We start from the raw sequence: 26827 nt of genomic DNA, 5'->3' as shown, positions 1-26827 counted from the left end.
ATTGACTCCTTACTAAATCAATACACAAACGTTTATATTATAACATATTCTTTTCTTTTTTCCCTTTCTTGCGGTAAACTGATAATTATACGGGAGGTCTGAAAAAAGATGAAAGCCGTTTTTTTAACCTTGAGCATCTTAACGGTGGCAAGCCTTGTGGCCATCGGTTACTTCATCGCCGTCACAAGCGTCGCGGGCATCATCGCTTCCATTTTGGCCGTCTTCCTTTTTATGGGCATCGGTTTCGGCTTGAAGCGCAAGGTGTCCGATGAAAGTTGACCTTCCCGCCGGTTGGCGGGTTTTTCTTTAATTATTGCCCTTCCACATAAAGGCCGTCGGCGATCGCTTGCCGGATGACTTGAGAGATTTCCCGGTGAACGCCCTTTTTGCCGACAAGGAGCGAGCCGCCTTTCAATAAGTTGAGCTCACGTCCGTCGACATGGCTGATCACGCCTCCGACCTCTTCGATCAAAATCAAGCCGGCGCCGTAATCCCAAGGCGCAAGCCGCATCGTCAAATAAGCGTCCAACCGCCCGGCCGCGACATAGGCCAGCTCGATCGCGGCCGAACCGTACGAACGCGTGCCGCGCGCCCGCCGAGCGATCGTGCGCACGATCTCGGGATCGATGCGGCGATTGCGGTTGAGCCATGTGCCGTTAATGGACAAAACGGCCGTATCCAGCCGTCCTTCATCGAGCAGCTCCAAGCGCGTTTCATTATAATAGGCGCCGTCGCCGCGCACGACGTGGTAGAGGTCGTCGGCCATGACGTCATAGATCAAGCCGACCCGGCCGACGCCGTTTTCATAGACGCCGACGGAAACGGCAAAATGGCGCTTTTGGTGAACGAAATTCATCGTTCCGTCGATCGGATCCAACAGCCAAATCACGCCTTCATCGGCATTCACCTCGTCGCCGTAACCTTCTTCCGAAACAATGCGATGCCCGGGATAGGCCGCGCGAATGCGCTCGATAAAAAAGCGTTCAATTTCTTTATCCATATTGGTGACCAGATCATCCGGCGACGCTTTCGTCTGCACGTCCAATGGCCCGGCAATGGCTTTTTTCAGCAATGCCCCCGCTTCACGGATCCATTTTTCCGCATCCTCATGAATCTTGTGCCATATCGAAGTCTCCATCGCCATCTTCCGAACTCCTTTACTCACATCATCTTCTCTATTATGACACAAGAAACCGCCGAGATTGCAAATCTTTGGCATCCTCCGCCGGCCGCGTCAGGCGTTCCCGCACGCCCGGTCCGCTTTCAGCGATTCGGGCGCTTCAAAAAGCCTAGTCCGGTTTGTCTCCTGCCGCACGCGTGCCGTCGCGCGCGCCTTATCGGTGGGCGACGAAAAAACCCCCTGTTTGAAGGGGGAAATAAAAGGGGTTCATGGTACGCCCCGACCGCTTCTTTGTGAATGGTATCAAGCTTCCAATCGGAGCATTTCCTGGCGTAGCCTTTCGAGACGCTGCTTTGCCGCTTCGATTTCTTCGAGATTTTCATTCACCATCGCTTCGTGCAACGTTGCCAATTCATAATCGATTTCCAATCGCAGGACGGGAATGCGCCTTTCCGCGTCGGTTCTTTTGAGCGTCTGGATCACCTGTTTCATTTTTCGATCCACATCCTTTCAAATTGGGGGATGAACGAGGTATCCAACGATCACGACAGCGGCTCTTCCCTATCACGGTTCATCCGTTTTGTCCCTTTAGTGTTGATATCATATGATTTTTATCAATACTATGCAACAAAATGTTTTTTTTGATCATGAAAATCCGCATCGGTCCCTCCCTTGCCTTGCGGGCATAGAGGCGTGTATTCTAATTAGGAAAAACCCTGTTTTGTATAAAATGGGGCATTAAGCGCGGAAGGCGCGGCGGCGTTCCCCTCCGACCTTCCGTTTATGAACCTCGCGGCAACCCCGGAGTGTTTCGCAGTGCGCGATGCCCCGGCGTTCATTCCGTCGGATTCCGTACCCATTAATAAAGGAGGAACTGCCATGGCGTTCACTGGATTTACCGAAAAGGATTTTGAGGTCTTTGCCGTCGAAGGATTGGAACCGCGCATGCAAGCGCTCATCGCCACCGTCCGTCCGAAATTGGAAGCGCTCGGTGAAATGTTCGCGCCGATGTTGACCGCCATGACCGGCGAGGACGTGTACGCCCACGTCGCCAAACACGCCCGGCGCACCGTTCATCCTCCGGACAATACGTGGGTGGCGTTCAGCAGCGATAAAAGAGGATATAAAAAACATCCGCATTTTCAAATCGGTCTGTGGCGGACCCATGTGTTCGTCTGGTTCGCCGTCCTCGATGAAGCGGCCAACAAAGCCGCCTATGCCCGGGCGTTGGCGGAGCGCGAGGCGGAAATCCGCGCCATCATCCCTCCGTCTTTCGTCTGGTCAACCGATCATACCCGTCCGGAAACGGTCAACCGGTTGGATGCCGAGATGATCGAGCGGCTCGGAAAAGTCAAGAAGGCCGAATTGCTTTGCGGCGTGACGATCCCAAGGGAGGAGGCCGTCCGCCGCACGGATCTTATCGAGATCTTTGAACAAACATTCACCGCGCTGGCTCCCCTTTACCAGTGGACGACCCGCGCGGCGGTCCTGCTTTGAGCGCCGCGCCGCACGCCGGCGCTCAAAGCCGTTCTTAAGCGAAACGGTTCAACGAAAACGTGAGCGGCTTCCGATCCCACCGCGGTGAGAAAACTTAGAACCGATTCCAAGGGCGCCGGCCTCGCTGGCGCTTTTTGCGCCTTCTCATCATCGCGGGCTTGCTCGCGGCCGCACCGGCGCAAAGCGAGGCGCCTTTTATAGCGCTCCCAGCGCCCACGCCTTTCTGATCGCTTCGGCCTCTTTGAACATGCGTTCAAACAGCTCCGCAACCGTCGGCACATCATGAATGCGGCCGACAATCTGCCCGGCCCAACCGAAGCCCGTTTCGCGATCGCCTTGATGAATCAGGCGGCGATTCGCGTCCCCGCTTATATAATCCTTTAATGCCTCGTAGCCGCCTCCCTCCGCTTCCAGCGCCGCAATCCGATCCGTCCATGCGTTTTTCAGCGCGCGCGCCGGCATCCCCAACGATTTTTTGATCACGACCGTGCTCGTTTCATCGGCCTCAAGCAGCATCTGTTTGTATGCGGGATGGGCGGCGACGCACTCCTTCGTGGCGATGAAGCGCGTTCCCATTTCAATGCCGTCGGCGCCGAGCGCCATAGCGGCCATGAAGCCGCGGCCGTCGCCGATGCCTCCCGAAGCGACGACCGGGATCCGGACGGCATCGACCACTTGCGGGATGAGGACGAGGCTTCCGACATCGTCGCGGCCGAGATGCCCGCCGCCTTCAAAACCGACGGCCATCACCGCATCGGCGCCGAGGGATTCGGCTTTTTGCGCCTGTCGCCGCGAAGAGACAAGCACCAATTTTTTGATCGGCGTACCTTCAAGCGCTTTCAAAACAGGCGCAGGATTGCCGCCGGTGATCGTGACGACGGGGACTTCTTCCTCGATGGCGATGCGCAAATAATCCATGTACGGCCGGCCGTGTTGGCCGATGGCAAAATTCACCCCGAACGGATGGGGCGTCATCTCCCGCATTTTTTGGATCTCCGCGCGCAACGCTTCGGGAGATGCGCACGTCATGGCGGTCAATTGTCCGAGGCCGCCGGCATTCGAAACCGCTGCGGCCAGCTCGCTGTATGCGAGGTGCGCCAGGCCGCCCTGAATGACGGGATAGCGGATGCCGAGCAATTCGGTCAGACGCGTTTTCCATATGTTCACGGTTTGCTGCCCTCCCTGTTTCCTGTAAGACTTCGTTTTTTGATTTTGTTAAATATTTTAGGTTCAACGATTTCAATTGCGCGATGCAACCCTCATGGATTAATATAAGGCTAGTTTGTTCAGAAAACGAGGTGTCCCGAGTGAATCAACAAGATACACCGTTGTTCAGCGGTTTACTCCATTATATCAAAAACAATCCTCTTCCTTTTCATATTCCCGGGCATAAAAAAGGTCGCGGCATGGACCGGGCTTTTCGCGAATTCATGGGCGAAAACGCCTTGGCCATCGATCTCATCAACATCGCGCCGCTCGATGATTTGCATCATCCGCACGGCATGATTCAAGACGCGCAAAAATTGGCGGCCGAAGCGTTCGGAGCCGACGCCACCTTCTTTTCCGTCCAAGGGACGAGCGGCGCCATCATGGCGATGGTGCTCGCGGCGACGCGGCCGGGGGAGAAAATCCTCGTTCCCCGAAACGTCCATAAATCGGTTTTGAGCGCGATCATTTTTTCCGGGGCGATTCCCGTCTTCATTTATCCCGAAATCGATCGCACGCTCGGCATTTCCCACGGGGTGACAACGGACGCGGTCGCCAAGGCCTTGGAACAACATCCCGACGCCAAAGCCTTGCTCGTCATCAACCCGACCTATTACGGCGTGTGCGCCGATTTAAAACGAATCGTCGAGCTTGCCCATGCGAAAAACATTCCGGTGCTCGTCGATGAAGCGCACGGCGTGCACATTCATTTCCATGAACGGCTGCCGATGTCGGCCATGCAGGCCGGCGCCGATATGGCGGCGACGAGCGTGCATAAACTCGGGGGATCGATGACGCAAAGTTCCGTCCTGAACGTCAGGGAAGGCCTCGTTTCGGCCAAGCACGTTCAGGCGATCCTCAGCATGATTACGACGACGTCGACGTCTTATCTCCTGCTCGCGTCGTTGGACGCGGCACGCCGCTTCCTCGCGACGGAAGGGCGCGAACGGCTGTCCGAAGCGATCCGGCTCGCGGAAGCGGCGCGTACGGCGATCAATGAAATTGACGGTCTTTATTGCCCGGGCAAAGAAATTTTACAGACGTCGGCGACGTACGCACTGGATCCGACCAAATTGCTGATATCGGTCAAAGATCTCGGCATGACCGGCTATGAAGCGGAAGTGTGGCTGCGCGACCACCATCGCATCGAAGTCGAACTTTCGGATCTGTACAACATTCTCTGCATCGTCACGCCCGGAGATGATCAGACTTCGATTTCCGCGTTGATTGCCGCGTTGAAAGAGATGGCCGCCGCTCACCGCGGCCGCGGTACGGCCTGCCGGGAAATGCCGGTTCACGTCGCCGCCATGCCGCGCCTTGCCCTGTCCCCGCGCGACGCGTTTTACGCTGAGACGGAATCCGTTCCGTTTCGAGAATCCGTCGGACGGATCATCGCGGAGTTTGTCATGGTCTACCCGCCCGGCATTCCCATTTTTACGCCGGGGGAAATCATCAATGGCGAAAACTTGGATTTCATCGAAGAAAACATCAAAGCCGGTTTGCCCGTTCAAGGCCCGGAAGATCCCACCCTTGCCAAGTTAAAAGTCGTCAAGGAAACAACGCCGATAAAATAAAAAAAGCGCGGACGCGGCAGGCAACGCCTTTTGCGCCCCGCTCAAACAAAAGGCGCATCTTTTCCGCATGAACGGGAAAGATGCGCGCATCCCTGGACGAAAGCAGCGGTCTTCCCATTGAAGCCGCTGCTTTTCATTTTATTCTTTATGCTTTCTTTTTTCGTTTTCGTTCTGCTGGCACGTTTGGCAAGTGGCGAACAAGGTGCGGACTTTGATGTCGTCGACATGGGCGATGATCCGGTCGCAATGTTGACAGACGATGATGCCCAAGGCCCTCGCTCCTTTTACAAGCGCTTTATCGTTTGGCAATTTTATATTATGACATACTATTTATTATGTCAAGTTCATTTTGTATATCACATATTATTTTTTATATCACCCTATTGGCTGTATTATAGGTTTATTGAAACATCCTTAAGGAAGCCTTCGCATGTAGAGGCGTTTTATTGATGGAAAACCTCTGTTGAATGGGTGGCAGCCACAAAATGTATGGGAGGTTTGGCGCATAAACAAAACACCGATGGAGGCATCGTCCATCGGTGTTTTTGCATGTGAAGAAGATTATTTTGCGATGTGGATCGGATGGCCGAGGGCCACTTCCGCGGTTTCCATGGCGATTTCGCCGAGGGTCGGATGGGCGTGAATCGTCAAGGCCACGTCCTCCGCGGTCATCCCCGCTTCGATCGCCAAGCCCATTTCCGCGATCATGTCGCTGGCGCCGGAGCCGGCGATTTGCGCGCCAAGGATGAGACCGTCTTCTTTTCTCGTGACGAGCTTCATGAAGCCGTCCGTATCGTTGAGCGACAGCGCGCGTCCGTTGGCGGCAAACGGGAATTGCGCGACGTTGACGTCATAGCCTTGCGCTTTGGCTTCCTCTTCCGTCAAGCCGACGGTCGCCAATTCCGGATCGGAGAAGACGACGGCCGGGATGCATTGATAATCGACGACCGACGGTTTCCCGCTGATCGCTTCGGCCGCGACTTTGCCTTCATAGGAAGCTTTATGGGCGAGAGCCGGACCCGCGACGACGTCGCCGATCGCGTAGATGTGTTCGACATTCGTCCGGCATTGGTTGTCGACTTTGATCAAGCCGCGTTCGGTCACCTCAACGCCGGCGAGATCGAGGCCGAGCTCATCCGTGTTTGGCCGCCGTCCGACGGTGACGAGGACGTAATCGGCATCAAAGGATTCCTCTTTGCCTTTGATTTCCGCTTTGACCGTCACGCCGTTTTCCGTTTCTTCGACGCCTTTGGCCATCGCTTCGGTATAGATTTGCACGCCTTTTTGTTTGAGGCGACGGCTGACGAGCTGGCTCATCCGTTTTTCAAATCCCGGCAAGATGGACGGCGAGCCTTCGAGGATGACGACTTCGGTGCCGAAGCCCGCATAGGCGTTACCGAGCTCGATGCCGATGTAACCGCCGCCGATGACGACGAGTTTTTTCGGAATTTCTTTCAGCGCGAGCGCGCCCGTCGAGGAGAGGACGCGGTCGGACCATTTAAAAGTCGGCAGTTCGATCGGACGCGAACCGGTGGCGATGATGCAGTTGTTGAATTTGTAACGGTTGGACTCGTAGCCGTGGTTCACCCGGACTTCGTTCGGTGAAACGAAGAGCGCTTCACCTTTGACGATTTCGACTTTGTTGGCTTTGAGCAGGCTTTCGACCCCGCCGGTCAGTTTGTTGACGACGGATTGTTTCCATTCTTGGACCTTGCTGAAATCAACCGTGACATTTTCCGCTTTAATCCCTAAGGCCTCGGAATTTTTGGCGTGTTCATAGCGGTGGCTCGCGGTGATCAGCGCTTTGGACGGAATACATCCGACGTTCAGGCAGACCCCACCGAGATTTTCTTTTTCGACGATGACGACTTTTTGGCCGAGTTGAGCCGCGCGGATCGCAGCCACGTAACCGCCCGGACCGGCACCGATGACAATCGTATCGACTTCGGTGGTGAATTCTCCTACAACCATGTTTTACGCCTCCATTATTAAGCGTTGCGGGTCATTGAGCAAACGCTTGATTTTATTTAACGCGTTTTGCGCGGTCACGCCGTCGATGAGACGATGGTCGAAGCTCAGAGACAAAGCAAGAACCGGTGCGGCGACGACTTCTCCGTCCCGAACGATTGCTTTCTCTTGAATGCGGCCGATGCCGAGAATCGCGACTTCCGGATGGTTAATGACCGGTGTGAACCATTGACCTCCGGCCGACCCGATGTTCGTGATCGTGCACGTGCCGCCCTTCATGTCTTCGGGAGCGAGTTTGCCCGCACGAGCTTTTTCCGCGTATTCGGCGATTTCTTTGGCGATTTGGTAAATGGATTTGCGGTCCGCGTCTTTGATGACCGGCACCATCAGACCGTTTTCCGTGTCGGTGGCGATGCCGATGTTGTAATAGTGTTTATATACGATTTCTTCATTTTCGTCGTCGATGGACGCGTTCAATGCCGGATATTCGCGGAGCGTGGAAACGAGCGCCTTGACGACGTACGGGAGATACGTCAGCTTGATGCCTTGCGCAGCCGCTTCTTCTTTAAATTGTTTGCGGTGAGCGACGGTTTTGGTGACGTCGACTTCATCCAACAAGGTGACGTGCGGCGCCGTATGTTTGGAGTTCACCATCGCATTCGCAATGACTTTGCGGATGCCGCGCAGTTTTTCGCGCGTTTCTGTGCCGTAAACCGGAGCCTGAGCCGCCGCCTTTGGCGCTTCGGCAACCGTAGCCGTGGCCGCTGCCGCGTTTTCTTCTTTCGTTTGGGTGCCGCCGGACAGATAACGATCGATGTCTTCTTTCAGCACGCGACCGTTTTTGCCCGATCCTTGAATTTGACGGATGTCCACGCCTTTTTCGCGCGCGTATTTGCGGACGGAAGGCATGGCGATGACGCGGCTCGCGCTGTCGCCCGCCGCATTGTCCTTCGCGTTTTGTGCAGCCGGGGCTTCTTGTTTTTCCGCCGCTTTTTCTTCTTTGGCCGGTTCCGAAGTTTCATCGGCTTTTGCCGGCGCTTCCTCATCTTCGTAGCCTTCGGCCTCTATCGTGACGATCACGTCGCCGACGACCGCAACGGAACCTTCCTCCACGAGAATTTCCTTAATCGTTCCGTCCACCGGACTCGGGATTTCGACGACGGCTTTATCGTTTTGGACCTCGGCGAGGACATCGTCTTCCTTGACTTCATCGCCCGGCTTGACAAACCACTTGACGATTTCGCCTTCGTGAATGCCTTCACCGATGTCCGGGAGCTTAAATTGATAGGCCATGGTTCAACCTCCTTGATCTAGTCAACCTCGATGGATTCCCGCTTCGCGGCGCCCAAGCGAAAAGAAAGCGCCGGGATGAAGCGGGAAGCGATCTTAAAATCTTAGAAGTTCATAATTTCTTTTACTTTTGCAATCACGTCGTTTTCATCGGGAAGCCAGATGTTTTCCGCTTCGGCGAACGGATAAACCGTATCCGGAGCGGTGACGCGGCCGACCGGCGCTTCGAGGTGAAGGATGGCGCGATCGTTGATTTCCGCGACGACATGGGCGGCGATGCCGGCTTGTTTTTGCGCTTCCTGCACGACGACGGCGCGATTCGTTTTCTTCACGGATTCGACAATCGTGTCGACATCGAGCGGGCTGATGGTGCGCAAGTCGATGACTTCGGCTTGAATCCCTTCTTCGGCCAATTTTTCCGCCGCTTTCAGAGAGGTATGCACCATGGCGCCGTAAGAAATGATCGAGATGTCTTTGCCTTCGCGCACGACGTTCGCCTTGCCGATTTCGACCGTGTATTCGCCTTCCGGCACCTCGCCTCGGAACGAACGATATAATTTCATATGTTCAAGGAAAATGACCGGATCGTTGTCCCGAATCGCGGAGATGAGCAACCCTTTCGCATCATAGGGCGTCGACGGAATGACGACTTTCACGCCGGGCGTTTGCAGAAACAACCCTTCCAAGCTATCGGCGTGCAGTTCCGGCGTTTTAACCCCGCCGCCAAACGGCGAACGGATCGTCACCGGAGCGTTGTATTTCCCGCCGGAGCGATAGCGGAGCCGCGCCATTTGCGACGCGATGCTGTCCATCGCTTCAAACACAAAGCCGAAAAATTGGATCTCCATGACCGGGCGAAATCCTTGCATCGCAAGGCCGAGAGCAAGACCGCCGATCCCCGATTCGGCAAGCGGCGTGTCGAACACACGATCTTCGCCGAATTCGTCCTGCAACCCTTCCGTCGCGCGGAAGACGCCGCCGTTTTTCCCGACGTCCTCACCGAAGACGAGCACGTTTTCGTCGCGTTTCATCTCGGTGCGCAACGCATCCGTAATCGCTTGGATCATTGTCATCTGCGCCATGGGTTACTTCGACTCCTTCTTACGGTATTCTTCCAGTTGCTCGCGCAAGTTATAAGGAAGCTCTTCAAACATGATTTGAATGAGGTCGGTAACTTTTTGTTTCGGCGTTTGGTCGGCTTCCTTCAGCGCTTTTTTGATGTCGTCTTTCGCCTGTTCGACCGTTTTTTCTTCGTCTTCTTGCGTCCACAGGTTTTTGCGTTCCAGATATTTGCGGAAGCGGATAAGCGGATCTTTCTTTTCCCATTCGTCGGTCAGTTCTTTCGTCCGATAACGGGTCGGATCGTCGCCGGCCATGGTGTGCGGACCGTAACGGTAGGTCAACGTTTCGATCAACGTCGGTCCTTCGCCGTTAATCGCACGTTCGCGCGCTTCTTTGGCAGCGACGTAGACGGCCAGCGGATCCATTCCGTCGACTTGGATGCCGTGGATGCCGGCCGCAACGGCTTTTTGCGCCAACGTTTTGGCCGCCGTTTGTTTTTCGACGGGAACGGAAATGGCAAACCGGTTGTTTTGCGAAATGAAGACCGCGGGTACATTGTATGTACCGGCAAAGTTCAAGCCTTCATAAAAGTCGCCTTGAGACGTTGCGCCATCACCGAAATAAGTGAAAGCGACATTCTTTTTGCCCCGTTTTTTCAAACCGAGCGCAATGCCGGCCGTTTGCGTGCATTGCGCCGCAATGATGATTTGCGGCATGAGCGCGTTAACGCCTTCATAGCGGCCGCCTTCAAAATGGCCACGGGAATAAAGGAACGCTTTGACAAGGGGCACCCCGTGGAACACCAATTGAGGGATGTCGCGATACGACGGCAGCAGCCAGTCTTCTTTTTCCATGGCGAAATGGCTTGCGAGCATCGACGCCTCTTGACCGGCCGTCGGGGCGTAAAAGCCGAGACGCCCTTGGCGGTTGAGCGAAATCGCCCTTTGGTCCCAAATCCGTGTGTACACCATGCGGCGCATGAGCTCTTTCAATTGATCGTCCGTGAGATCGGGCACTTTTTCTTCGTTGACGATCTCACCGTCTTCATTTAAGATTTGCAACGTCTTGAATTGTTGCTCGATGGTCTCCAAGATTTGCGTTTGCAACCTTTTCACCTCTTCCTTTCAGAAAAAGCGTGCTGTATTGATCGTGCTTTCGGGCGACACAAGCGACGCTTTTTTACTATCATTGGTTTTCCCTTTTTGCATAAAAATTAACACCGCCGTCGCGGAAGCCGCCTTTTCCTACTGTTTTAATCAATACAACCGTCAAAATAATACAACTGCAGGTCATAATTAGTTTATATGATCTGTTGAAAACAAGTCAATATTAAGGCTCTGAATCTCTTATCCCAAAACTGTTATACATCATTTGTTCAATCTGTTATAATTCTGTTATAAACGCTTTCATAGCCGCCGTTCGATCGGCTTGTCCCGTCATCAACCGCCCTGCCCCAACGTTTGGTGAAAGCGGCGCTTTTCATCGTTGAAAGCTTTCGTATGTTGATTGAAAAGATCCTTTTCCATTTTGATTTTTTTATAGAGGTCATCCGCTTTCACCACTTGGCGCTCCAAGTCGTCGAACGTCAAATGATCGGCTTTTAACAATTGAAACAGCTTTCGGTCCGTTTGGACGGATTCTTTATAGTAGGCGTACAAGGCTTGAAAGGCCCGATAACGGTTTTCCATGTGACGGATCATCGATTCGGCGCGCGCCTTACCCTGGCCGTCTTTAACTTCTTTTAAATATGGGATCGCTTTTTTAAACAACGCGTAGGAACGGTCGATGCTCTTTTTTTCCTTTTCAATGATGCGTTCGCGATCGCCGACCGCTTCCAGCGCTTTTTCACAGCGGGAGCGGATATCGCCTTTTTGCGACGGCTCGGTTTGCATGATGGTTTCAAACAGTTGATGTTCCCGTTTTTCCGCGGCCACCAGCGACGGTTGCACTTTATTAAAACCGGTTTCGGCGGCCGCCGATTTTTCCATAAAATATATGGCGTTCTCCGCATTCGAACGGGACTGGCACCCCGCGGTCAAAACAATAAATAAAATAAATACCAATAATGCCGGCCAATGTCGTTTATCCAAAGCCCATACCCCCATCATTTCCCTGCGCACAAAAATTGTAACAAACGGCGCCTTGCCTGTCATGATTCCGGCGGTGCCGCTGCGCGGCGGTTTTGGCTTTTCAAAAAAGACAGCCGCAACGTTCCGGCATTTCACATCTGACCGCTTCTGTTATAAAATATTAAATCAAGATATCGGACCGGAGCACAACATCCCGGAATTGAACGCGTTTCCTGTTCGGAACGACCTGTGATAAAATATCATTAACGGCAAAAGGAGTGGGTCGTATGATCACGATGGACGACATCGTCAGGGAGGGCCATCCGATATTGCGCCAAGTCGCAAAAGAAGTGGACCTGCCGCCATCGGAAGAAGACAAAAAAACGCTGGAAGCGATGATGGAATTCCTCATCAACAGCCAGGATGAGGAAATCGCGAAAAAATATAACCTCAGAGCAGGAATCGGGCTTGCCGCCCCGCAAATCGGGATCAGCAAACGAATGATCGCGATCTATTTGACGGACGAACAAGACCGCCTGCATCAATACGCGCTGTTTAACCCGAAAATCATCAGCCATTCCGTCGAAATGACTTATTTGGAAACGGGCGAAGGTTGCCTTTCGGTCGACCGCGACGTCCCGGGCTACGTGCCGCGCTATGCGCGCATCAAAGTCAAAGGCTATGATCTCGACAACAACGAGGTCACGCTGAAATTAAAGGGACTTGCGGCGATTGCCGTCCAACATGAGATCGATCATCTGAACGGCATTCTGTTTTATGACCGCATCAATAAGGAGGATCCCTTTAAGATTCCGGAAGGCGCAGCCGCCGCGCTTTGATCGTTCGGGCAGCGCGTTCCGTCCACTTTCCTTTTAAAAAGTCGTGCAGGCGCACGGCTTTTTATTCGCGAAACCAATAGGGTTTACATGGTTTGCCTCAAACATGCGCAAGCTAAACGTGCGGCCAATATCAATCAGCCTATAGGGGGTTTATCGACATGCTTAAAAGCGTTAAAAGAAAATGGCTGCGGCGCATGAAAGAGCTTCTGGCAAAAAATCGCCTGGCTGACATTTGACGCGCTGGGCCGCCGTTGGCATGCGACAAGGGTTCGGGATCATGCCGCTGTCCCGCTCCCTTGCACATGCATGAAAAACGCGAACCATTCATTTATAATGTTGATAGACTCGCCGGCGCGGCGGTTTACATAGAAAGACTTTTGATATGAAATGACGGCCTGGGTGCCTTTACATATATAGAGATTTAAGGAGAGAGGTCAGCATGATTTTCAAGGTTCTGTATCAAGAAACAAAAGAGGAAGTGCCTTTGCGGGAAAACACCCGCACGGTTTACGTCGAAGCCGATGATGAGCTGGAAGTGCGGAGAAAATTGTATGAACGGGAATGGAACGTCGAATTTATTCAGCCCCTGGAAGGGGCCCATCTGGAGTATGAAAAAAAATCCAAAAACTTTGAAGTGGAGAAATTGTGAACATGAAATTTTTAAAAAATAATCAAACCGCCGTTTTCGCTCTTGGTGGATTAGGAGAAATCGGAAAAAACACTTATGTCGTCCAATACCAGGATGAAATCATCCTCATCGATGCCGGCATCAAATTTCCGGAGGACGATCTGCTCGGCATCGACTATGTCATTCCGGATTACACGTATTTGGTAAAAAACGCGGACAAGGTCAAGGGGCTGTTCATCACGCACGGCCACGAAGATCACATCGGCGGCGTGCCTTATCTTCTACGGCAGATCAACGTCCCGATCTACGGCGGAAAGCTCGCCATCGCCCTGATCCGCAATAAACTCGAAGAACACGGCCTGCTGAGGCGCGCCAAATTGAACGTGATCAACGAAGATGACGTCATCAAATTCAAAAAGACGTCCGTCACCTTCTTCCGCACGACGCACAGCATTCCGGAATCGTTCGGCATCGTCGTCAAAACGCCGCCCGGCAACATCGTACAAACCGGGGACTTTAAATTTGACTTCACCCCCGTCGGCGAGCCGGCCAATTTAACGAAAATGGCGGAAATCGGCCGGGAAGGCGTGCTTTGTTTGCTATCGGACAGCACGAACAGCGAAGTGCCGACGTTCACGATGTCCGAGCGCCAAGTCGGCGCGAACATTGCCGACATTTTCAGAAAGGTGAAAGGCCGGATCATTTTCGCGACGTTCGCTTCCAACATCCACCGTCTGCAGCAGGTCGTCGAGGCGGCGGTCAAAACGGGACGGAAAATCGCAGTCTTCGGGCGCAGCATGGAAGCGTCGACGACGATCGGCCAGGAACTTGGGTACATTAAGGCACCGAAAGACACGTTCGTCGAACCGCAAAAAATCAACCGGTTGCCGGACAACCAAGTCGTCATTCTTTGCACGGGAAGCCAAGGCGAACCCATGGCCGCCTTATCCCGTATCGCAAACGGCACCCACCGGCAAATCCAAATCATGCCGGGCGACACCGTCATTTTCTCTTCGTCGCCGATTCCGGGCAATACGGTCAGCATCAACCGGACGATCAACCAACTGTATCGCGCCGGCGCCGAAGTGATCCACGGCTCCGTCGACAACATCCACACGTCCGGCCACGGCGGCCAGCAGGAACAAAAACTGATGCTGCGCTTGATGAAGCCGAAATTTTTCATGCCGATCCACGGCGAATTTCGCATGTTGAAGAAACACGTGGAACTCGCGCGCGATTGCGGTGTGCCTTTGGAAAACACCTTTATCATGGACAACGGCGACGTCCTCGCCCTTGACGAAAACAGCGCGCGCATCGCCGGGAAAATCCCTTCCGGCTCCGTGTACGTCGACGGCAACGGCATCGGCGACATCGGCAACATCGTCTTGCGCGACCGGCGCATCCTGTCGGAAGAAGGCCTCGTGATCGTCGTCGTCAGCATCAACATGAAAGAGCACAAAGTCTTGGCAGGACCCGACATCATCTCGCGCGGTTTCGTCTACATGCGCGAATCGAGCGATTTGATCAACGATGCCCAAGTCTTGCTCGCCACGCACCTCCAGAAGATCATGGAGCGGAAAACGACGCAATGGTCCGAGATCAAAAACGAAATCATCGACACCCTCGCGCCGTTCCTTTATGAAAAAACTCGGCGCAAGCCGATGATCCTGCCGATCATCATGGAAATCGAATAAATACAAACGGCGGCACCCGTCTGCGATACGGGTGCCGCCGTTTTTGGATATTTTTTTATGAATGGATGGATCGCCCGACAACGGGCCGTCCGTCCGAAAACAACTGCTCATCATTTCTTCACAACGGTCTTGCCGCGCCGGCCGGAAGCGCCATGTATTTGAACATTGGGGCTCCCGTCGCGCCGCCGTTCATCCCTCGTCGCCGCTCCGGACTTTCCTCATGAACAGCGTCTGCCGCCACGCCAAAAGCACCAGCGGGATAAACAGGGAAAAAACGACCACAGCACAAGCCGCATTCATCCCGCTCGCACCGGAAAAGCGGGCTTCCAAATGGACGTTCGGATAAATCAAATAGGGCAAATGCGATATTCCGTAGCCGAGAAAGGCGAAAAAATATTGCAGCAGGGCGAAAAACGCGGCCCATCCGTAAGATTTGTCCTGAAAAACCATGGATACGGCGACTAAAAACGAAACGAGCGACAATAAAAACAGCCACGCCACATCCAAGGTATGGTTAAAATGGGCGGGATTATGGCGTTGGAGGGCGACGAATACGAGCGCGCTGGCCAAAAGCGTCGGGACGCTCCAAAACAGCGCGGCGCTCCGAATGAAGGCCAGCGCCGGACCACCGCCGGCGGCAGCCATAGTCCGCGCCAATATCATGGCGCTTATGTATAGAACGGAAATGACCGCAAGCAAAGCCACCGCCCAAAAATAAAAGCTGGAAAACAAAACCGACGCCCGCAAGGCCGTTTGACCGCCTTCCGTTCGCAGGAATCCACCTTCACTCACCGTTAAAGCCGTCGCAAGAATCACGGCGAGCAACAGGCCCGAAGCCGCGCAAGCGAAAGCGGCCACTTTCGTTGTCGGACGCATCTTTACCGCCGCGAGGAGCGCAATATGTACGATATACAGGGCGACAACGATCAGACCGGGTACGATGAATGCTTCCCGCGCTTGTCGGATCTCCGGAAAAATCGAAAGAATATAAAGCGTAATGATGACGAGAAACATGAAATGGCCGGTTTCCCAGGCAGGCGACAAATAGCGGGTCAATCGCCGGAGCGCCGGCGCATCGCGATGGGTGGCGAGCAGATACGCGGCATAGCATCCCGCGCCCAAATCCACGGACGCAAGAATCATATAACTGTACAAAACGATCCACAGCAAGGTGACGTCCCATTCCGCCGTCATGAACATCCCTCCTTTTTCGAACCGATCCGGGACCTCATCTCGGTTTATTGGGGCCGGCCCCACGTTTTCTGCGGGCCCATTCGCGAAAAAAAATACGCGAACAATAACGCAGGCCCCTCCGAAGGCGGTTGAGAATAGTATATCCTCACCGCGGGTCAGCGAACCCGAGGCGCTTCTCGGCTTCTTTAAGTTTATCTAAATTTTTTTCTGATGAAAAGAAAGACCTCGTCCGATCGGCCTAATCAGGGGGCATGCCGATCAAAACAGGCGGATGACGCCATCCGTTCGGCCTTTTTTCCGCGTTCGCCTTATCCACCAACGGCAGGCGGCCATGAAAAGCCCCCGTCTCCGGAGAGAGGGGGCCCGTCATCGGGTGCCGCTCTTTGATTAGCGGTCGAGCAGCCCGTATTTTCTTTTAAAACGATGCAAAACCCGCAGCCAACCGTTTCCGAAGAAATAGAGAAAGAAGACGTTGGATAACGCGTGGGCGAGATCGAAAAAAAACGACGCGGCGCATAAACTGACGATTTCCCCGGGACCAACAGCGCCCAATGTAAACATGACCGACACATTCATAAACCAGCCGAATAAAAAACCGGCCACAAAGCCAAAGAGACACCGCCCCCACCGCCCGCGCATCAAAGCGGTATGGCGCAGCCCGCCGCTCGCCGCCCCGATTAAGCCCCACGCCGTCATCTGCCACGGCGTCCACGGACCTTGTCCCAAGAACAAGTTGGAAACGATCGCGGCGAGCGCCCCGACGACGAAGCCGCTCTCAGCCCCAAAGGCCAGCCCGCTCATGATGATGACAAAGGTCGTCGGCTGCACGCTCGGTATCGGCGCGAACGGCACGCGGCTCACGGCCGCGATCGCGGCGAGCATCGCGATGAAAACGAGCTCGCGGCCGTCGATGCGCCGGCGCTCGAAGCGGATGAAAAACGGCGCGATCCCCAAAACCAAGAGAACGGCGCTGATGAAGAAATAGTTGTCGACCTTGAGCGCGCTGAAAGCGATGACGAGCGCGACGGCCGCCAGCGTACAAGCTACGATCCATCCTTGGCCACGAGCCATCGCTTTTTCGCCTCCTCGGGCGTCAACACTTCCGGAACGCCTGCCCCTCTCGTTATGCGGCCGACGGCGGTCGTGTAAAACGCGTTTCCGGTGAAAAACGCATGGGGATCGCCTTCCGCGGTGATTTCCCCGCGGAACATCATCGCGCAACGCGTCGCGACTTGAGCGGCGAATTCGATGTCGTGAGTCACAAAAACAACCGTCAAGCCTTCTTCTTGGTTCAGCGTTTTCAACAGCTTCCCGAAGCGTTTTTTCACCGCCGGATCCAGTCCTTTGGTCGGTTCATCGATCAAGAGCACGTCTGGACGCTCCAGCAAGAGGCAAACGAGAACGACCTTTTGCAGTTCTCCGTCGCTCAAATCATAAGGATGGCGGGCGGTCAAGTGCCCGATCTCAAAAAAGTTCAAATAGTCCTCCAGCAACGCAGGGCTCGTCCCGCCCCGCTCCAGCGCATGCCGATAAGCGTCTTCGACCGTCTCCTCCATAAAAAAGAGCTTCGGATTCTGCGGCAAATAGCCAATCGCTTCCGGCGGTTCGCTTTTGATTTTTTTTCCTTTAAACCAAATCGTCCCGCTCTGGGGCGTCAGAAGCCCGGCCAACGTTTTGATCAACGTCGATTTTCCCGTGCCGTTTCCGCCGACGATCGCCAGCCGCTCACCGACGTCAATTTTCAACGACAAATGATTGAGCACCGGCGGATCGTTTTTTCGATAATGGAAGCGCACCGCTCTGGCTTCGAGCACCGGCGCCTCGCGCCGGCGGCGTGCCTCGGCCTTGAACCTCCCAGCGGATGCGGCGTTTTCGGAATCCGGACATTCGTTGACACAGGGATCCTTTATTGAGCGTCCCTCCGCCTTCTCAACCACGGTCAATCCGGCAAGCCAGCGCTTCGCTTCCTTCACCGTGATCGGGATCCGCTCCCGCTCCGCCTCTACGGTGAATTGGCGGTACAGCACGCTGGCCCGGGGCAGATAATCGATGAAACTTACATCGCCCTCGGCAAAAAGCTTTCCGATCACCTCGCGGGGCTTACCGACGTGGCGGAGGCGTCCGTCCTCCAGCATGATGACGCGATCGGCGAGCGGCCAGACGTCCTCCAGCCGGTGTTCGGCGATGAGGACGGTGATGCCGAGCTCCTCGTTCATCCGCCGCAGCATATTGAAAAAATCCTTGGCGCTGACGGGATCCAATTGCGCCGTCGGTTCGTCCAACAAAAGGATGCGCGGTTCCATCATCAACACCGCGGCGAGATTGACCATCTGTTTTTGCCCGCCGGACAATTCATGGGTTTTCCGGTCCAGAAGCGGCTCCAGCCCGAAAAAATGGACGATTTCCGCGACGCGCCGCCGCATCATCCCGGTGTCCATTCCCAGGTTTTCAAGGCCGAACACTAATTCTCCCAGCACGCGATCCATCGCGATCTGGTTGTCCGGATCTTGAAAGACAAAGCCGATGTCCCGCGCACATCGGGCCGGCGGAATGTCGGCAAGCGGCGAACCGTCATAAAAAATCGCGCCCGACCGCCGGCCGTACGGGCTGATTTCCGGTTTCAGCAAGCGGAGCAACGTCGATTTCCCGCTTCCCGACGGACCACAAAGGGCGACGAACTCCCCCGCATCGACGGCGAAGGACACATCGGCAAGAGCCGGCCGTTTTTCTTCCGGGTATGTGAACCAGAGATCTTTCACTTCCAAGAGCGCCATCTCCACGCCTCCCTTCCCTCGATGAACAACGGAAAGCCAAAATAGACGCCGACGACGAAGAGATAAAACCATTCCCGGCCGTGAAGAAACACGGGTTCCAGGACGGGCCGGAGCGTGAGCACCAAGTCGCCGAGACGCCATCCGAACAGCGCGAGGCCAAAGACCGCCGCGAGAAAGAGCAACGCCAAGCGATCGGCGGGCCGGAAGCGGTAAGGGTTGTACTGCGACCGTTTGCCCGTTCCGTAGCCGCGCGCCTTCATGGAATCGGCGGTTTGCAGCGCTTCTTCAAGCGAAAGCGTCAAAAGCATTTGAACGAGCGCCAATCCGTTTTTCAATCTCGCCTGAAGCGGGCCGGCCGTGACGGATAATCCGCGCGCCCGTTGAACGGTTTGAATATCGCCGAGGCGGCGCTGCAATTCCGGGACGAAACGAACGGCCAGCGTCGCAACCAACGCCCACTGCGGCAGTTTCCCGAACAAAAAGAGAAACTTCTCGGCCGTGATCACTTGATTATAATTCAGAAAGAGCACCAGAAGGGCCGCGAGCGACAGCGCCGTCATCACGCCCTGATAAACGGCTTCTTCAAGCACGGGCCGGCCGTTGAAATAAAATAAAATGTGAGTGCCGAGCCGGTTGACGAGCGGCGTGATGACGAGAAAAAAACCGCTCATCAGCACGATCGCCCCCCACCAGCGCCGCAGCGTCCGGCCGCGGTCCATGACAAGGCTGTGCCCGATGAGAACGAGCAAGATCGTCGCCAAAAAAACCGGATGGCGGGCGACCATGATGAGCACCGCCCCGCCCGCATAAAAAAAGAAGGGGACGGCGGGGTGAAAGGTGTTCATCCCGCCATTCATGACCCCGATCCTCCGGCTTTCGTATAGTCGGTGGTATAAAACCATTTGACGACGTCGCCCGGCTTCAGCTTCTCGGCCCCCGCACTGCGATGGAGCAACTGTCCGTTTTTCATGACGAGCCAACCGCTTTTCGGACCTTTATCAAATTCATATAGCCCGTTAATCCCTTTGACATACGCAAAAACACCTCGTCCATCGCAATCGACGGCTATATGCTTTGAATTGGCAATGGCGAGCGTCGCGTCAAGCACCGTTTCGCCCGGTTTATAGTCGGTTTTCGTCGCGGCGACGATCGGCTTGCCGCCCAGGCCGATGATGGAAACCGTCACCGTCTCCGCAGGGCTGGATCGAGCCGCTTTTGTTTTTGCCTGGGCGGGTGCCGGTGATTTTGCGGCATGGGCTTGATCGCCGTTTTGTTTTTCTGGCGTTGAAGCGCGTGCCTTCGGCGCGGAAGCCGGCGCCGAAGGCGTGGACGCCGTTTGGGCTTGGCCCGAATCGGTCTTGGTGTCGTCCGCGCGCGTCGTCTTAGTTTGCGTCGTTTTGGATTGCCCCGGCTCGGTTTGCCGGCTGTTCTTTACGGTCTCCTTTTTTTTGGTATGGGGCGCTTCCGCCTTTGTCTGGCCGTCATGTTTCTTCACTTCGGCCTTTGGCCCATCGGCATGGTTCGACGGGCCGCCCACCGGATCGGCTTGGCAGGCCGTCATTCCGGCCAGCAAGAAAATGGCGGTCAAAAGCGCGGCCCATCTGCGCCATCGTTTCATCGCGGACTCCCCCCGAATGCTTTTGATACTTCTAGAGGCTTTGCCGTCTCTTCTGAACGCCGAAGAGGATCAGCGCACCGAGCGCGAGCAAACAAGCGCCGGCAACGAGCCAATTATAGGCGGATCCGGCCGTATCCGGGAGCGGTCGCCCTTCGCCTTTGTGGGAAGGGGCGGCGTGAACGGCACCGGACGCTTTTTTCAACGCGCCGGCATCATGGGTAAATTGAAAAACCGAACCCGCTCCTTTAAGGAATCGTTGATAGCTGACGAGGGCGAACACCGCCTGATTGGTCGACATCGGACTGGACGCGTCGCCGCTGACGTGGCTGAAACCGCCGTCCGGCCGTTGAAACTTCAAGAGGTGGCTGACCGGATTCCCCTTCGCTTTCGTAAACTCGGAGCCGGCCGGGTCGATTCCCGCCGCGGTCAATGCGGCGATGACTTGGGCGGTCGATTCGCTTGTGTCTCCGCCGTTGAACGCATCTTGAAAACCGCCGTTCTCATCTTGTTTGGCGGATAGCCAATGAACCGCCTTGGCGATCGCCGATTGAACGGACGATTGGGTTTTGTAAGGCGCCAGCGCTGAGATCGCCATCGCCGTCATATCGACGCTGGACTGCGAGCCGGCCCACGCCCAGCCGCCATCGGCGTTTTGTGCTTTCAAGATTGTATCGACGAGCTTGGACCGCGTCCATTTCGCGTCCGCCGGCACGTTGTAATGGCCGCTGTCGAGCGCGAGCAAGGCGAAGATGACGCCGTTCGTTCCTTGATTGGTCAAGCGCGGGTTATTATAAATGTTTTCGATGAGGCGATAGCCGTGGAAATTCGTGGCATCATAGCCCGCGGCCGTGACGGCGAGCGCGTATTTTTCATAATCGGTGACGTTGCGAAAAACGCCTTGATTCGCCGCAAGGTCGGCCGTCACACGGTTGATGAAAGAAGGCGGAACGCTTTTGCCGGATTGGGCGAGCGCCATCGCTCCGTAAAAATCGAGCGCTCCGGCTTTCTCATGGGCAAGGAGATAATCAAAGCCGCGCTGAATGGCCGATTGCAAAACGCCGGCCGAAATGCCGCTATGATTGGCCGGCTGCCCGTTTGAGCCGCCTTGATCCGCCGGCGGATTGGCTCCGCCGGAGCCGCCGCCGTTCGCGCCGTCGCCGGACCCTCCTTGTAAATCGCGGATTTCAAGGGTGATCTTGTCTCCGGCATGAACCGGGGTCGAGGAAACACCGCTGCTCAAGTCCTTGCCGTTGACCGATATCCAAAAATATTGGTCTTTTTTCAACAAGCCGCCGATGTTATTTATATATGCGAAATATTGATCGTCGATCGATGCCTGCACGTCGTCGCCAAAGGCGAGCTTAACGGCATCGTAGACGTTGCTGCCCGCGGCGACTTCCACCGTTTGATCCACATATTTGTCGGGCACATCTTTCCCTTTTATGGTGACCGTAACGGGGATCTTTTCGGGCTCATCTTTGACCACCTTGAAAAGCACATCGTCCCCGGGCTTGACTTTGTAGGAAGAAGCGCCGAGATCACTATATTTTCCGTTTATAAAAAATCCCCAATATTCATGGTCGGGATCCCATTTCGGTGCGATCGTTCCGATTTGATCGATCGTTACGCCAAAAGAATATTCCGTATATCGAAAATCCAGCTTTTGCTGTTCCGCGGCTTTTTTCAAAACATCAAATGCCGTGTCCCCGTCTTTGATCGGCACGGCGGTCATGGCGAGGACGTCTTTGCCGTCCAAGGTTTGCGCGGAAACCGTCACCGCCGGATCGACCGCTTTCGCGCGGGCGTGCGGACTCAGCGCCGCCCATTGAAAAAGGACGAGGACGAGCGCCAACATTAAAATCGCCGTCTTCCGCAATCGGTGCATGCGTGTCACCTCGCTATTAAATATAGTCGGAATTAAAAGAAAAACATCTCCCGAAGGAGATGCCAAAACGAGCCTTGACGGCCGTAAAAAGCCTTTGGACACACCTCCCTATCCTCGTAGGTCCTTCGGTGTTTCAAAACGGGCAGGTCTCCTGGCTCATGATCATCGCCCCCTGCGCCTTCCCGTCCGAAGACAGTGGCATCGTGCAGGCGGCTCCCATTCACAGTGGCGGGACCGCGCCGGATTTTCACCGGACTTCCCTTTTCATGGCGCGACGTGCGTCGACGCCAACCCGTTTTGATTCACGTATGCAATTGACTCCAACCTCATCATAAATCTCCGTTTTCCAAGCGTCAATATAAAAGAAAAAAGCCGCGCCGCCGCTGGCCTTCACCGACCGATGCGAACGGGCAACGGGACGCCGCTTTTTCGTCATTTTAGCCATTCCGAAGCCTTGTTTTGGTTGAAGCGCGGCCCGAAACCGATCCCGGAAAACGAGCAACCCGGGTTTCATGAAAACCCGGGCACCGGCCCTCACACCGCTTCAAGCGCGTTGAATTGGCTGAGGACGAGTTGATAATATTTGCCGCGTCTTCTCATCAGCTCATCGTGCGTGCCTTGCTCAAGAATTTCCCCGTTTTCCAAAACGACGATTTTGTCCGCATCGCGAATCGTGGACAGCCGATGGGCGATGACGATCGACGTCCGTCCTTCAAGCAGCTTCTTCATCGCCTCTTGAATTTTCAACTCGGCTTCGGTATCGATGCTTGACGTCGCTTCATCAAGAATCAAAATCTTCGGATTCGCCAGCAGCGCCCGCGCAAAGGAGAGCAATTGCCGCTCCCCGACGGACAGCGCGTTGCCCCGTTCTTCCACTTCGGTTTGGTAACCGTTCGCGAGCCGTTCAATAAAAGCATGTGCGCCGACCGCCCGGGCGGCGGCGATCACTTCCTCTTCGGTCGCATCGGGCCGCCCGAACCGGATGTTTTCCATGATCGTTCCCGAAAAGATGAAGGTTTCCTGGATGACGGTGGAAACGTTCGCCCGCAATTCGCTGAGTTTGATGCGGCGAATATCGATGCCGTCGAACTTCACCGCGCCGGATGTCGGGTCGTAAAACCGGGCGATCAAATTGGCGATCGTCGATTTGCCTGAACCGGTGTGGCCGACGAGAGCGACCGTCTCACCCGCTGCGATGTGGAGATTGATGCCTTTTAAAGCTTCGCGCTTATCATCATAGGTAAAACGGACGTCTTCGAAATCGATGGTCCCCTTGATGTGCTCCATGCTCACCGGCCGTTCCACGTCGACGACATTCGGCCTTTCGTCGAGAAATTCAAAAATCCGTTCCGACGAAGCCATCGCCACGAGCAATTGGTTGTACGTCTGCCCGAGCCGCGAGATCGGATCCCAGAACATCCCGAGATAAAAGGCGAAGGAAACGAAAACGCCCGTCGACAGATCCGCGTGCAAAATCAAATAAGAACCGAACCAGATCAAGATGGCCGAACCGATGGCGTTGGACATCTCCACAAACGGCCGGAAAGCGGCGTTCTTTTTGTTGGCGATCCGCATGCTCTCAAAAGCTTCGTAGTTGACGCCGTCAAAGAACGCGCGGTTGTTGATTTCCTGCGTAAAAGATTGCGTCACGCGAATGCCTTGCAAACTTTCGTTCAAATGGGAATTCAATTTCGACTGCTTCGCGCGCACCACTTGCCAGGCGCGTCGGATCGTGCGGCGAAACTTCGTCGATAAGAAAAACATGGCCGGGATGATGAGCATGACCGCGATCGCCAATTTCCAGCTCAAAGAAAATAAGATGACGATAATGCCCCCGAGCATCAACAGGTCGGTCATCGTATTGATGACGCCGCTGGTAAACAAATCTTGCAAACTGTTGACGTCGTTGATGATGCGCACGAGAATCGATCCGGCCGAGCGCGAATTGAAAAAGCGGTGCGACAAAAATTGAACGTGGTTGAACAGCGTTTTCCGCAAATCATAGATGACATATTGACCGAGCCGGTTCGTCAAATTGATCCGGAAAAAGTTGCACACGTATGAAGCGAAATAGCACGCCGCGATCGCCCCGACCAACAAATAGAGCCCGTGCAAGTCGCCGTTTTTGATCACTTTGTCAAAGGCGAACACCCCGATGAGGATCGGGACGAAAAGCCGAAGCGCCGTGTTGATGAGAAGCGCGATGATCGCGCCGACCAAGAGCGTCGTCGCATAGGGCTTCAGGTAGGTCAAAAGCCGCATCAATTGCGCCCAGTTGAACGGTTTTTCGATGATGCGATCGCTGGTGTAATAAAACCGCTCCCGATTCTCCAGCGATTTCGACTCCGGTTTCTCCAACTCCATATAGGCCCCTCCCCCTGTCACGCATTTTGATACAGTTTAAACGCATCGCGATCTTTGTACTGAATGTCGTAAATGCGGCGGTACAACCCGTCGCTTTTTTGAATGAGCGCCTCGTGCGTCCCGCGTTCGGCGATGCGGCCGTTTTCCAGAACGAGGATTTCGTCGGCGTGCTGCACCGATGAAATGCGGTGGGCGATGATGAACGTCGTCCGTCCCTTCATCAATTCGCGGAACGCCTTTTGAATCTTGGCTTCGGTCTGCATGTCGACGGCGCTCGTCGCATCATCGAGGATTAAGATGCTCGGGTTGATCAAGAGCGCCCGGGCGATGGCGATCCGCTGCTTTTGGCCGCCGGATAAGCCGAGGCCGCGCTCGCCGAGGATCGTATCATAACCGTCGGGCAGCTCCGAAATGAATTCGTGCGCTTGGGCGCGCTTGGCCGCTTCGATGATTTCTTCCTCCGTCGCATCAGGATTTCCGTAGGCGATGTTGTCCCGGATGCTCGATGAAAAGAGGAACGTCTCCTGCAAGACGAACCCGATGTTCTTCCGCAGCGTTTTCAGCGAATACTTCTGAACGGGTTCGCCGTCGATCAGCACTTCCCCCGAGGTGGCATCATAAAACCGCGCGATCAAGTGGGTGATGCTCGATTTGCCCGCGCCCGTCGCGCCCATGACGCCGATGACTTGCCCGGGTTTTGCCGTAAAGCTGACGTCTTTCAAGGCAAAAGCCGTCTCGTTCGGATAACGGAGCGAGACGTTGCGAAATTCGACATGCCCGGCGATCCGGTCTTTTTCGAGCGGCCGCTCCGGCGAATGGATTTCGCTCGGTTCATCGAGGATTTGCAAGAGCCGTTCGCCCGAGGCTTTCGCCTGGGAAAACTGGTTGATGATGAACCCTAAATCCATGAGCGGGCCCATGATGTACCATACCAAGCTAAAAAAGGCGACGAGCTCGCCGGGCCGCATTTGTCCTTTAATGACCAACGTGCCGCCGAGGGCGAGGAGAACGACGACGCAAACGTTGCCGATCAGCTCCATGAACGGGAAATACTTTGCCCAGATCATCGCCGTATAAATTTCTTTATTTTTATAATCCGTATTGTATTCGGCAAAGCGGTCGATCTCTTCGTTTTCCTGCGCCAACGCTTTGACCGTGCTCATGCCGCTGATGTTTTCCTGGACGCGCGTGTTCAGCCGGCCCATGGAGCGGCGAATGCTGCGGAAGGCCGGATGCACCTTTTTATCAAATTTGTAGACGGTCACCGCGAGCGGCGGCGTCATTAACAACGTGACGACCGCCAGCACTGCCGAATAAGAAAACATGATGATCAAACTGAACGTAATGATTAAAAAAAAGTTAAAGAGTTGTGAAAATCCTTGGGACAAAAAAAAGCGGAAGCCTTCGACGTCGGCGGTCAACCGCGACATCAAATCGCCGGTACGGGCGTTATCGTAATAGCGGAACGGTAAATATTGCAGTTTCCGATACAGCGCTTTTCTCAGTTCATAAACGGTTCGGACGCCGAATAGGCTTCCGAGATATTGTTGGAAAAAAACCGCGATCCCCTTGATCGCCATGAGAACGATGAAGCCGATGGCCAACACCGAGGCGTAGCCGAAATTCCGATCGACGATGACTTTATCAATCGTCTGCTGCAAAATGACGGGATAAACGACGGTGATGCCCGTCACGAACAATAAAAAAAATAAAGAACCGAACAAATACCGTTTGTGCGGCCAATAAAACATTTTCAAACGCTTAAAAGTGTCCATGTTGTCACCACCCATTTCTGTCGCTCGAATTGTAACATCCCCTAATATAACGGATTTCGAAATAATTAACCATACATCAAATGAATGAAATCAGACAATTATCCGATATATAAAGTGATTCATCATTATTTATCGGTCAAAATGTAATTTTTTTAACGAATTGCTTAAAATTGCGCGCGTTTTGACTTGATCATTCTCCTTCGCCCAAACGAACGCTGAAAACGGGCGTGAAGCGTTCCTATAAGTATTGAATGAGACTGGGGGCAAACG

General features: G+C 54.5%; 23 protein-coding genes and 1 riboswitch. Of the genes, 6 read left to right on the top strand and 17 right to left on the bottom strand.

From position 1 onward, the window contains the following. The first annotated feature begins 108 nt into the window (after positions 1–108). Positions 109–279 (top strand): DUF5325 family protein, encoded by a 171-nt coding sequence (locus CCB157_RS17520; RefSeq protein ID WP_158077181.1) that lies wholly within the window; start codon positions 109–111, stop codon positions 277–279. A 31-nt stretch (positions 280–310) separates the two neighbouring features. Here CCB157_RS17520 and CCB157_RS02995 read toward each other — a convergent pair whose 3' ends face one another. Together CCB157_RS02995 and CCB157_RS02990 are read right to left on the bottom strand one after the other, a co-directional pair. Next, positions 311–1144 carry an inositol monophosphatase family protein gene (locus CCB157_RS02995; protein ID WP_439951301.1) on the bottom strand — a complete coding sequence of 278 codons (834 nt, stop codon included), beginning with the start codon at positions 1142–1144 and terminating at the stop codon, positions 311–313. A 279-nt stretch (positions 1145–1423) separates the two neighbouring features. Beyond that, entirely contained in the window at positions 1424–1612 is a 189-nt protein-coding gene (locus CCB157_RS02990) for a YkzI domain-containing protein (RefSeq protein WP_077614444.1), read from the bottom strand. 387 nt (positions 1613–1999) lie between these two features. On the opposite strand from CCB157_RS02990, the gene CCB157_RS02985 reads away from it, so the two are divergent. Beyond that, a complete protein-coding gene (locus tag CCB157_RS02985) occupies positions 2000–2617 on the top strand; it encodes a YktB family protein (RefSeq protein ID WP_077614443.1) in 618 nt (205 codons plus the stop codon). A gap of 195 nt (positions 2618–2812) precedes the next feature. Here the strand turns inward: CCB157_RS02985 and CCB157_RS02975 are convergent, their stop codons facing one another. Then, a complete protein-coding gene (locus CCB157_RS02975) occupies positions 2813–3778 on the bottom strand; it encodes an NAD(P)H-dependent flavin oxidoreductase (RefSeq protein WP_439951303.1) in 966 nt (321 codons plus the stop codon). A gap of 146 nt (positions 3779–3924) precedes the next feature. Between CCB157_RS02975 and CCB157_RS02970 the strand changes: the two genes are divergently transcribed. Continuing rightward, on the top strand, positions 3925–5397 hold the full coding sequence (locus CCB157_RS02970; protein WP_077614440.1) for an aminotransferase class I/II-fold pyridoxal phosphate-dependent enzyme: 1473 nt from the start codon (positions 3925–3927) through the stop codon (positions 5395–5397). A 138-nt stretch (positions 5398–5535) separates the two neighbouring features. Here CCB157_RS02970 and CCB157_RS02965 read toward each other — a convergent pair whose 3' ends face one another. The 6 genes from CCB157_RS02965 to CCB157_RS02940 all read right to left on the bottom strand — a co-directional run bounded on the left by CCB157_RS02965 (position 5536) and on the right by CCB157_RS02940 (position 11807). Beyond that, complete coding sequence (locus CCB157_RS02965) at positions 5536–5667, bottom strand: GapA-binding peptide SR1P (protein WP_143286904.1); 132 nt, start codon at positions 5665–5667, stop codon at positions 5536–5538. Positions 5668–5958: 291 nt separating this feature from the next. Further along, positions 5959–7368, bottom strand: a complete 1410-nt coding sequence (gene lpdA, locus CCB157_RS02960; RefSeq protein ID WP_077614438.1) for a dihydrolipoyl dehydrogenase — start codon at positions 7366–7368, stop codon at positions 5959–5961. A 3-nt stretch (positions 7369–7371) separates the two neighbouring features. Further along, positions 7372–8658: a dihydrolipoamide acetyltransferase family protein gene (locus CCB157_RS02955; protein ID WP_077614437.1), complete on the bottom strand. Its 1287-nt coding sequence runs from the start codon at positions 8656–8658 to the stop codon at positions 7372–7374. A 101-nt stretch (positions 8659–8759) separates the two neighbouring features. Then, positions 8760–9737 carry an alpha-ketoacid dehydrogenase subunit beta gene (locus CCB157_RS02950; protein ID WP_077614436.1) on the bottom strand — a complete coding sequence of 326 codons (978 nt, stop codon included), beginning with the start codon at positions 9735–9737 and terminating at the stop codon, positions 8760–8762. 3 nt (positions 9738–9740) lie between these two features. Then, a complete protein-coding gene (pdhA, locus tag CCB157_RS02945) occupies positions 9741–10823 on the bottom strand; it encodes a pyruvate dehydrogenase (acetyl-transferring) E1 component subunit alpha (RefSeq protein ID WP_077614435.1) in 1083 nt (360 codons plus the stop codon). A gap of 333 nt (positions 10824–11156) precedes the next feature. Then, positions 11157–11807 carry a YkyA family protein gene (locus CCB157_RS02940; protein ID WP_158077180.1) on the bottom strand — a complete coding sequence of 217 codons (651 nt, stop codon included), beginning with the start codon at positions 11805–11807 and terminating at the stop codon, positions 11157–11159. A 266-nt stretch (positions 11808–12073) separates the two neighbouring features. Here CCB157_RS02940 and def point away from each other — a divergent pair, with 266 nt between their 5' ends. The 3 genes from def (at position 12074) to rnjA (ending at position 14947) form a co-directional block, all read left to right on the top strand. Then, a complete protein-coding gene (gene def, locus CCB157_RS02935; RefSeq protein ID WP_077614433.1) occupies positions 12074–12625 on the top strand; it encodes a peptide deformylase in 552 nt (183 codons plus the stop codon). A gap of 439 nt (positions 12626–13064) precedes the next feature. Next, positions 13065–13274 carry a DNA-dependent RNA polymerase subunit epsilon gene (locus CCB157_RS02930; protein WP_077614432.1) on the top strand — a complete coding sequence of 70 codons (210 nt, stop codon included), beginning with the start codon at positions 13065–13067 and terminating at the stop codon, positions 13272–13274. Between the two features lie 2 nt (positions 13275–13276). Further along, positions 13277–14947, top strand: coding sequence for a ribonuclease J1 (gene rnjA, locus CCB157_RS02925; RefSeq protein WP_077614431.1), 1671 nt, complete (start codon positions 13277–13279; stop codon positions 14945–14947). 189 nt (positions 14948–15136) lie between these two features. Here the strand turns inward: rnjA and CCB157_RS02920 are convergent, their stop codons facing one another. From CCB157_RS02920 to CCB157_RS02885, 8 genes are all read right to left on the bottom strand, one after another. After that, entirely contained in the window at positions 15137–16141 is a 1005-nt protein-coding gene (locus CCB157_RS02920) for a cytochrome d ubiquinol oxidase subunit II (protein WP_158077179.1), read from the bottom strand. Positions 16142–16528: 387 nt separating this feature from the next. After that, positions 16529–17212 carry an ECF transporter S component gene (locus tag CCB157_RS02915; RefSeq protein WP_077614429.1) on the bottom strand — a complete coding sequence of 228 codons (684 nt, stop codon included), beginning with the start codon at positions 17210–17212 and terminating at the stop codon, positions 16529–16531. Beyond that, entirely contained in the window at positions 17185–18915 is a 1731-nt protein-coding gene (locus CCB157_RS02910) for an ABC transporter ATP-binding protein (RefSeq protein WP_077614428.1), read from the bottom strand. The genes CCB157_RS02915 and CCB157_RS02910 overlap by 28 nt, the downstream gene beginning before the upstream one ends. Beyond that, positions 18897–19772 (bottom strand): energy-coupling factor transporter transmembrane component T, encoded by an 876-nt coding sequence (locus CCB157_RS02905; protein WP_077614427.1) that lies wholly within the window; start codon positions 19770–19772, stop codon positions 18897–18899. Before CCB157_RS02905 ends, CCB157_RS02910 begins: the two co-directional genes overlap by 19 nt. Then, on the bottom strand, positions 19769–20533 hold the full coding sequence (locus CCB157_RS02900; RefSeq protein WP_077614426.1) for a DUF4430 domain-containing protein: 765 nt from the start codon (positions 20531–20533) through the stop codon (positions 19769–19771). The genes CCB157_RS02905 and CCB157_RS02900 overlap by 4 nt, the downstream gene beginning before the upstream one ends. A gap of 31 nt (positions 20534–20564) precedes the next feature. Next, positions 20565–22418 carry a DUF4430 domain-containing protein gene (locus CCB157_RS02895; protein WP_077614425.1) on the bottom strand — a complete coding sequence of 618 codons (1854 nt, stop codon included), beginning with the start codon at positions 22416–22418 and terminating at the stop codon, positions 20565–20567. Between the two features lie 124 nt (positions 22419–22542). Further along, positions 22543–22729, bottom strand: a riboswitch (cobalamin riboswitch). 223 nt (positions 22730–22952) lie between these two features. Then, positions 22953–24782: an ABC transporter ATP-binding protein gene (locus CCB157_RS02890; protein WP_193432243.1), complete on the bottom strand. Its 1830-nt coding sequence runs from the start codon at positions 24780–24782 to the stop codon at positions 22953–22955. Between the two features lie 17 nt (positions 24783–24799). Next, entirely contained in the window at positions 24800–26557 is a 1758-nt protein-coding gene (locus CCB157_RS02885; RefSeq protein WP_077614424.1) for an ABC transporter ATP-binding protein, read from the bottom strand. Between the last annotated feature and the right edge of the window lie 270 nt (positions 26558–26827).

It is taken from the genome of Caenibacillus caldisaponilyticus, assembly GCF_002003465.1.
In the GTDB taxonomy this organism is placed as follows: Bacteria; Bacillota; Bacilli; order Bacillales; family Sporolactobacillaceae; genus Caenibacillus; species Caenibacillus caldisaponilyticus.
This window is presented reverse-complemented; position numbering and strand designations above follow the sequence as displayed.

Bases quoted from the DNA above. Each gene is read 5' to 3' on its own strand.
- CCB157_RS17520 (WP_158077181.1), top strand. From the start codon at position 109: ATGAAAGCCGTTTTTTTAACCTTGAGCATCTTAACGGTGGCAAGCCTT.
- CCB157_RS02995 (WP_439951301.1), bottom strand. From the start codon at position 1,144: ATGGCGATGGAGACTTCGATATGGCACAAGATTCATGAGGATGCGGAA.
- CCB157_RS02990 (WP_077614444.1), bottom strand. From the start codon at position 1,612: ATGAAACAGGTGATCCAGACGCTCAAAAGAACCGACGCGGAAAGGCGC.
- CCB157_RS02985 (WP_077614443.1), top strand. From the start codon at position 2,000: ATGGCGTTCACTGGATTTACCGAAAAGGATTTTGAGGTCTTTGCCGTC.
- lpdA (WP_077614438.1), bottom strand. From the start codon at position 7,368: ATGGTTGTAGGAGAATTCACCACCGAAGTCGATACGATTGTCATCGGT.
- CCB157_RS02955 (WP_077614437.1), bottom strand. From the start codon at position 8,658: ATGGCCTATCAATTTAAGCTCCCGGACATCGGTGAAGGCATTCACGAA.
- CCB157_RS02950 (WP_077614436.1), bottom strand. From the start codon at position 9,737: ATGGCGCAGATGACAATGATCCAAGCGATTACGGATGCGTTGCGCACC.
- def (WP_077614433.1), top strand. From the start codon at position 12,074: ATGATCACGATGGACGACATCGTCAGGGAGGGCCATCCGATATTGCGC.
- CCB157_RS02930 (WP_077614432.1), top strand. From the start codon at position 13,065: ATGATTTTCAAGGTTCTGTATCAAGAAACAAAAGAGGAAGTGCCTTTG.
- rnjA (WP_077614431.1), top strand. From the start codon at position 13,277: ATGAAATTTTTAAAAAATAATCAAACCGCCGTTTTCGCTCTTGGTGGA.
- CCB157_RS02920 (WP_158077179.1), bottom strand. From the start codon at position 16,141: ATGACGGCGGAATGGGACGTCACCTTGCTGTGGATCGTTTTGTACAGT.
- CCB157_RS02915 (WP_077614429.1), bottom strand. From the start codon at position 17,212: ATGGCTCGTGGCCAAGGATGGATCGTAGCTTGTACGCTGGCGGCCGTC.
- CCB157_RS02910 (WP_077614428.1), bottom strand. From the start codon at position 18,915: ATGGCGCTCTTGGAAGTGAAAGATCTCTGGTTCACATACCCGGAAGAA.
- CCB157_RS02905 (WP_077614427.1), bottom strand. From the start codon at position 19,772: ATGAATGGCGGGATGAACACCTTTCACCCCGCCGTCCCCTTCTTTTTT.
- CCB157_RS02900 (WP_077614426.1), bottom strand. From the start codon at position 20,533: ATGAAACGATGGCGCAGATGGGCCGCGCTTTTGACCGCCATTTTCTTG.
- CCB157_RS02895 (WP_077614425.1), bottom strand. From the start codon at position 22,418: ATGCACCGATTGCGGAAGACGGCGATTTTAATGTTGGCGCTCGTCCTC.
- CCB157_RS02890 (WP_193432243.1), bottom strand. From the start codon at position 24,782: ATGGAGTTGGAGAAACCGGAGTCGAAATCGCTGGAGAATCGGGAGCGG.
- CCB157_RS02885 (WP_077614424.1), bottom strand. From the start codon at position 26,557: ATGGACACTTTTAAGCGTTTGAAAATGTTTTATTGGCCGCACAAACGG.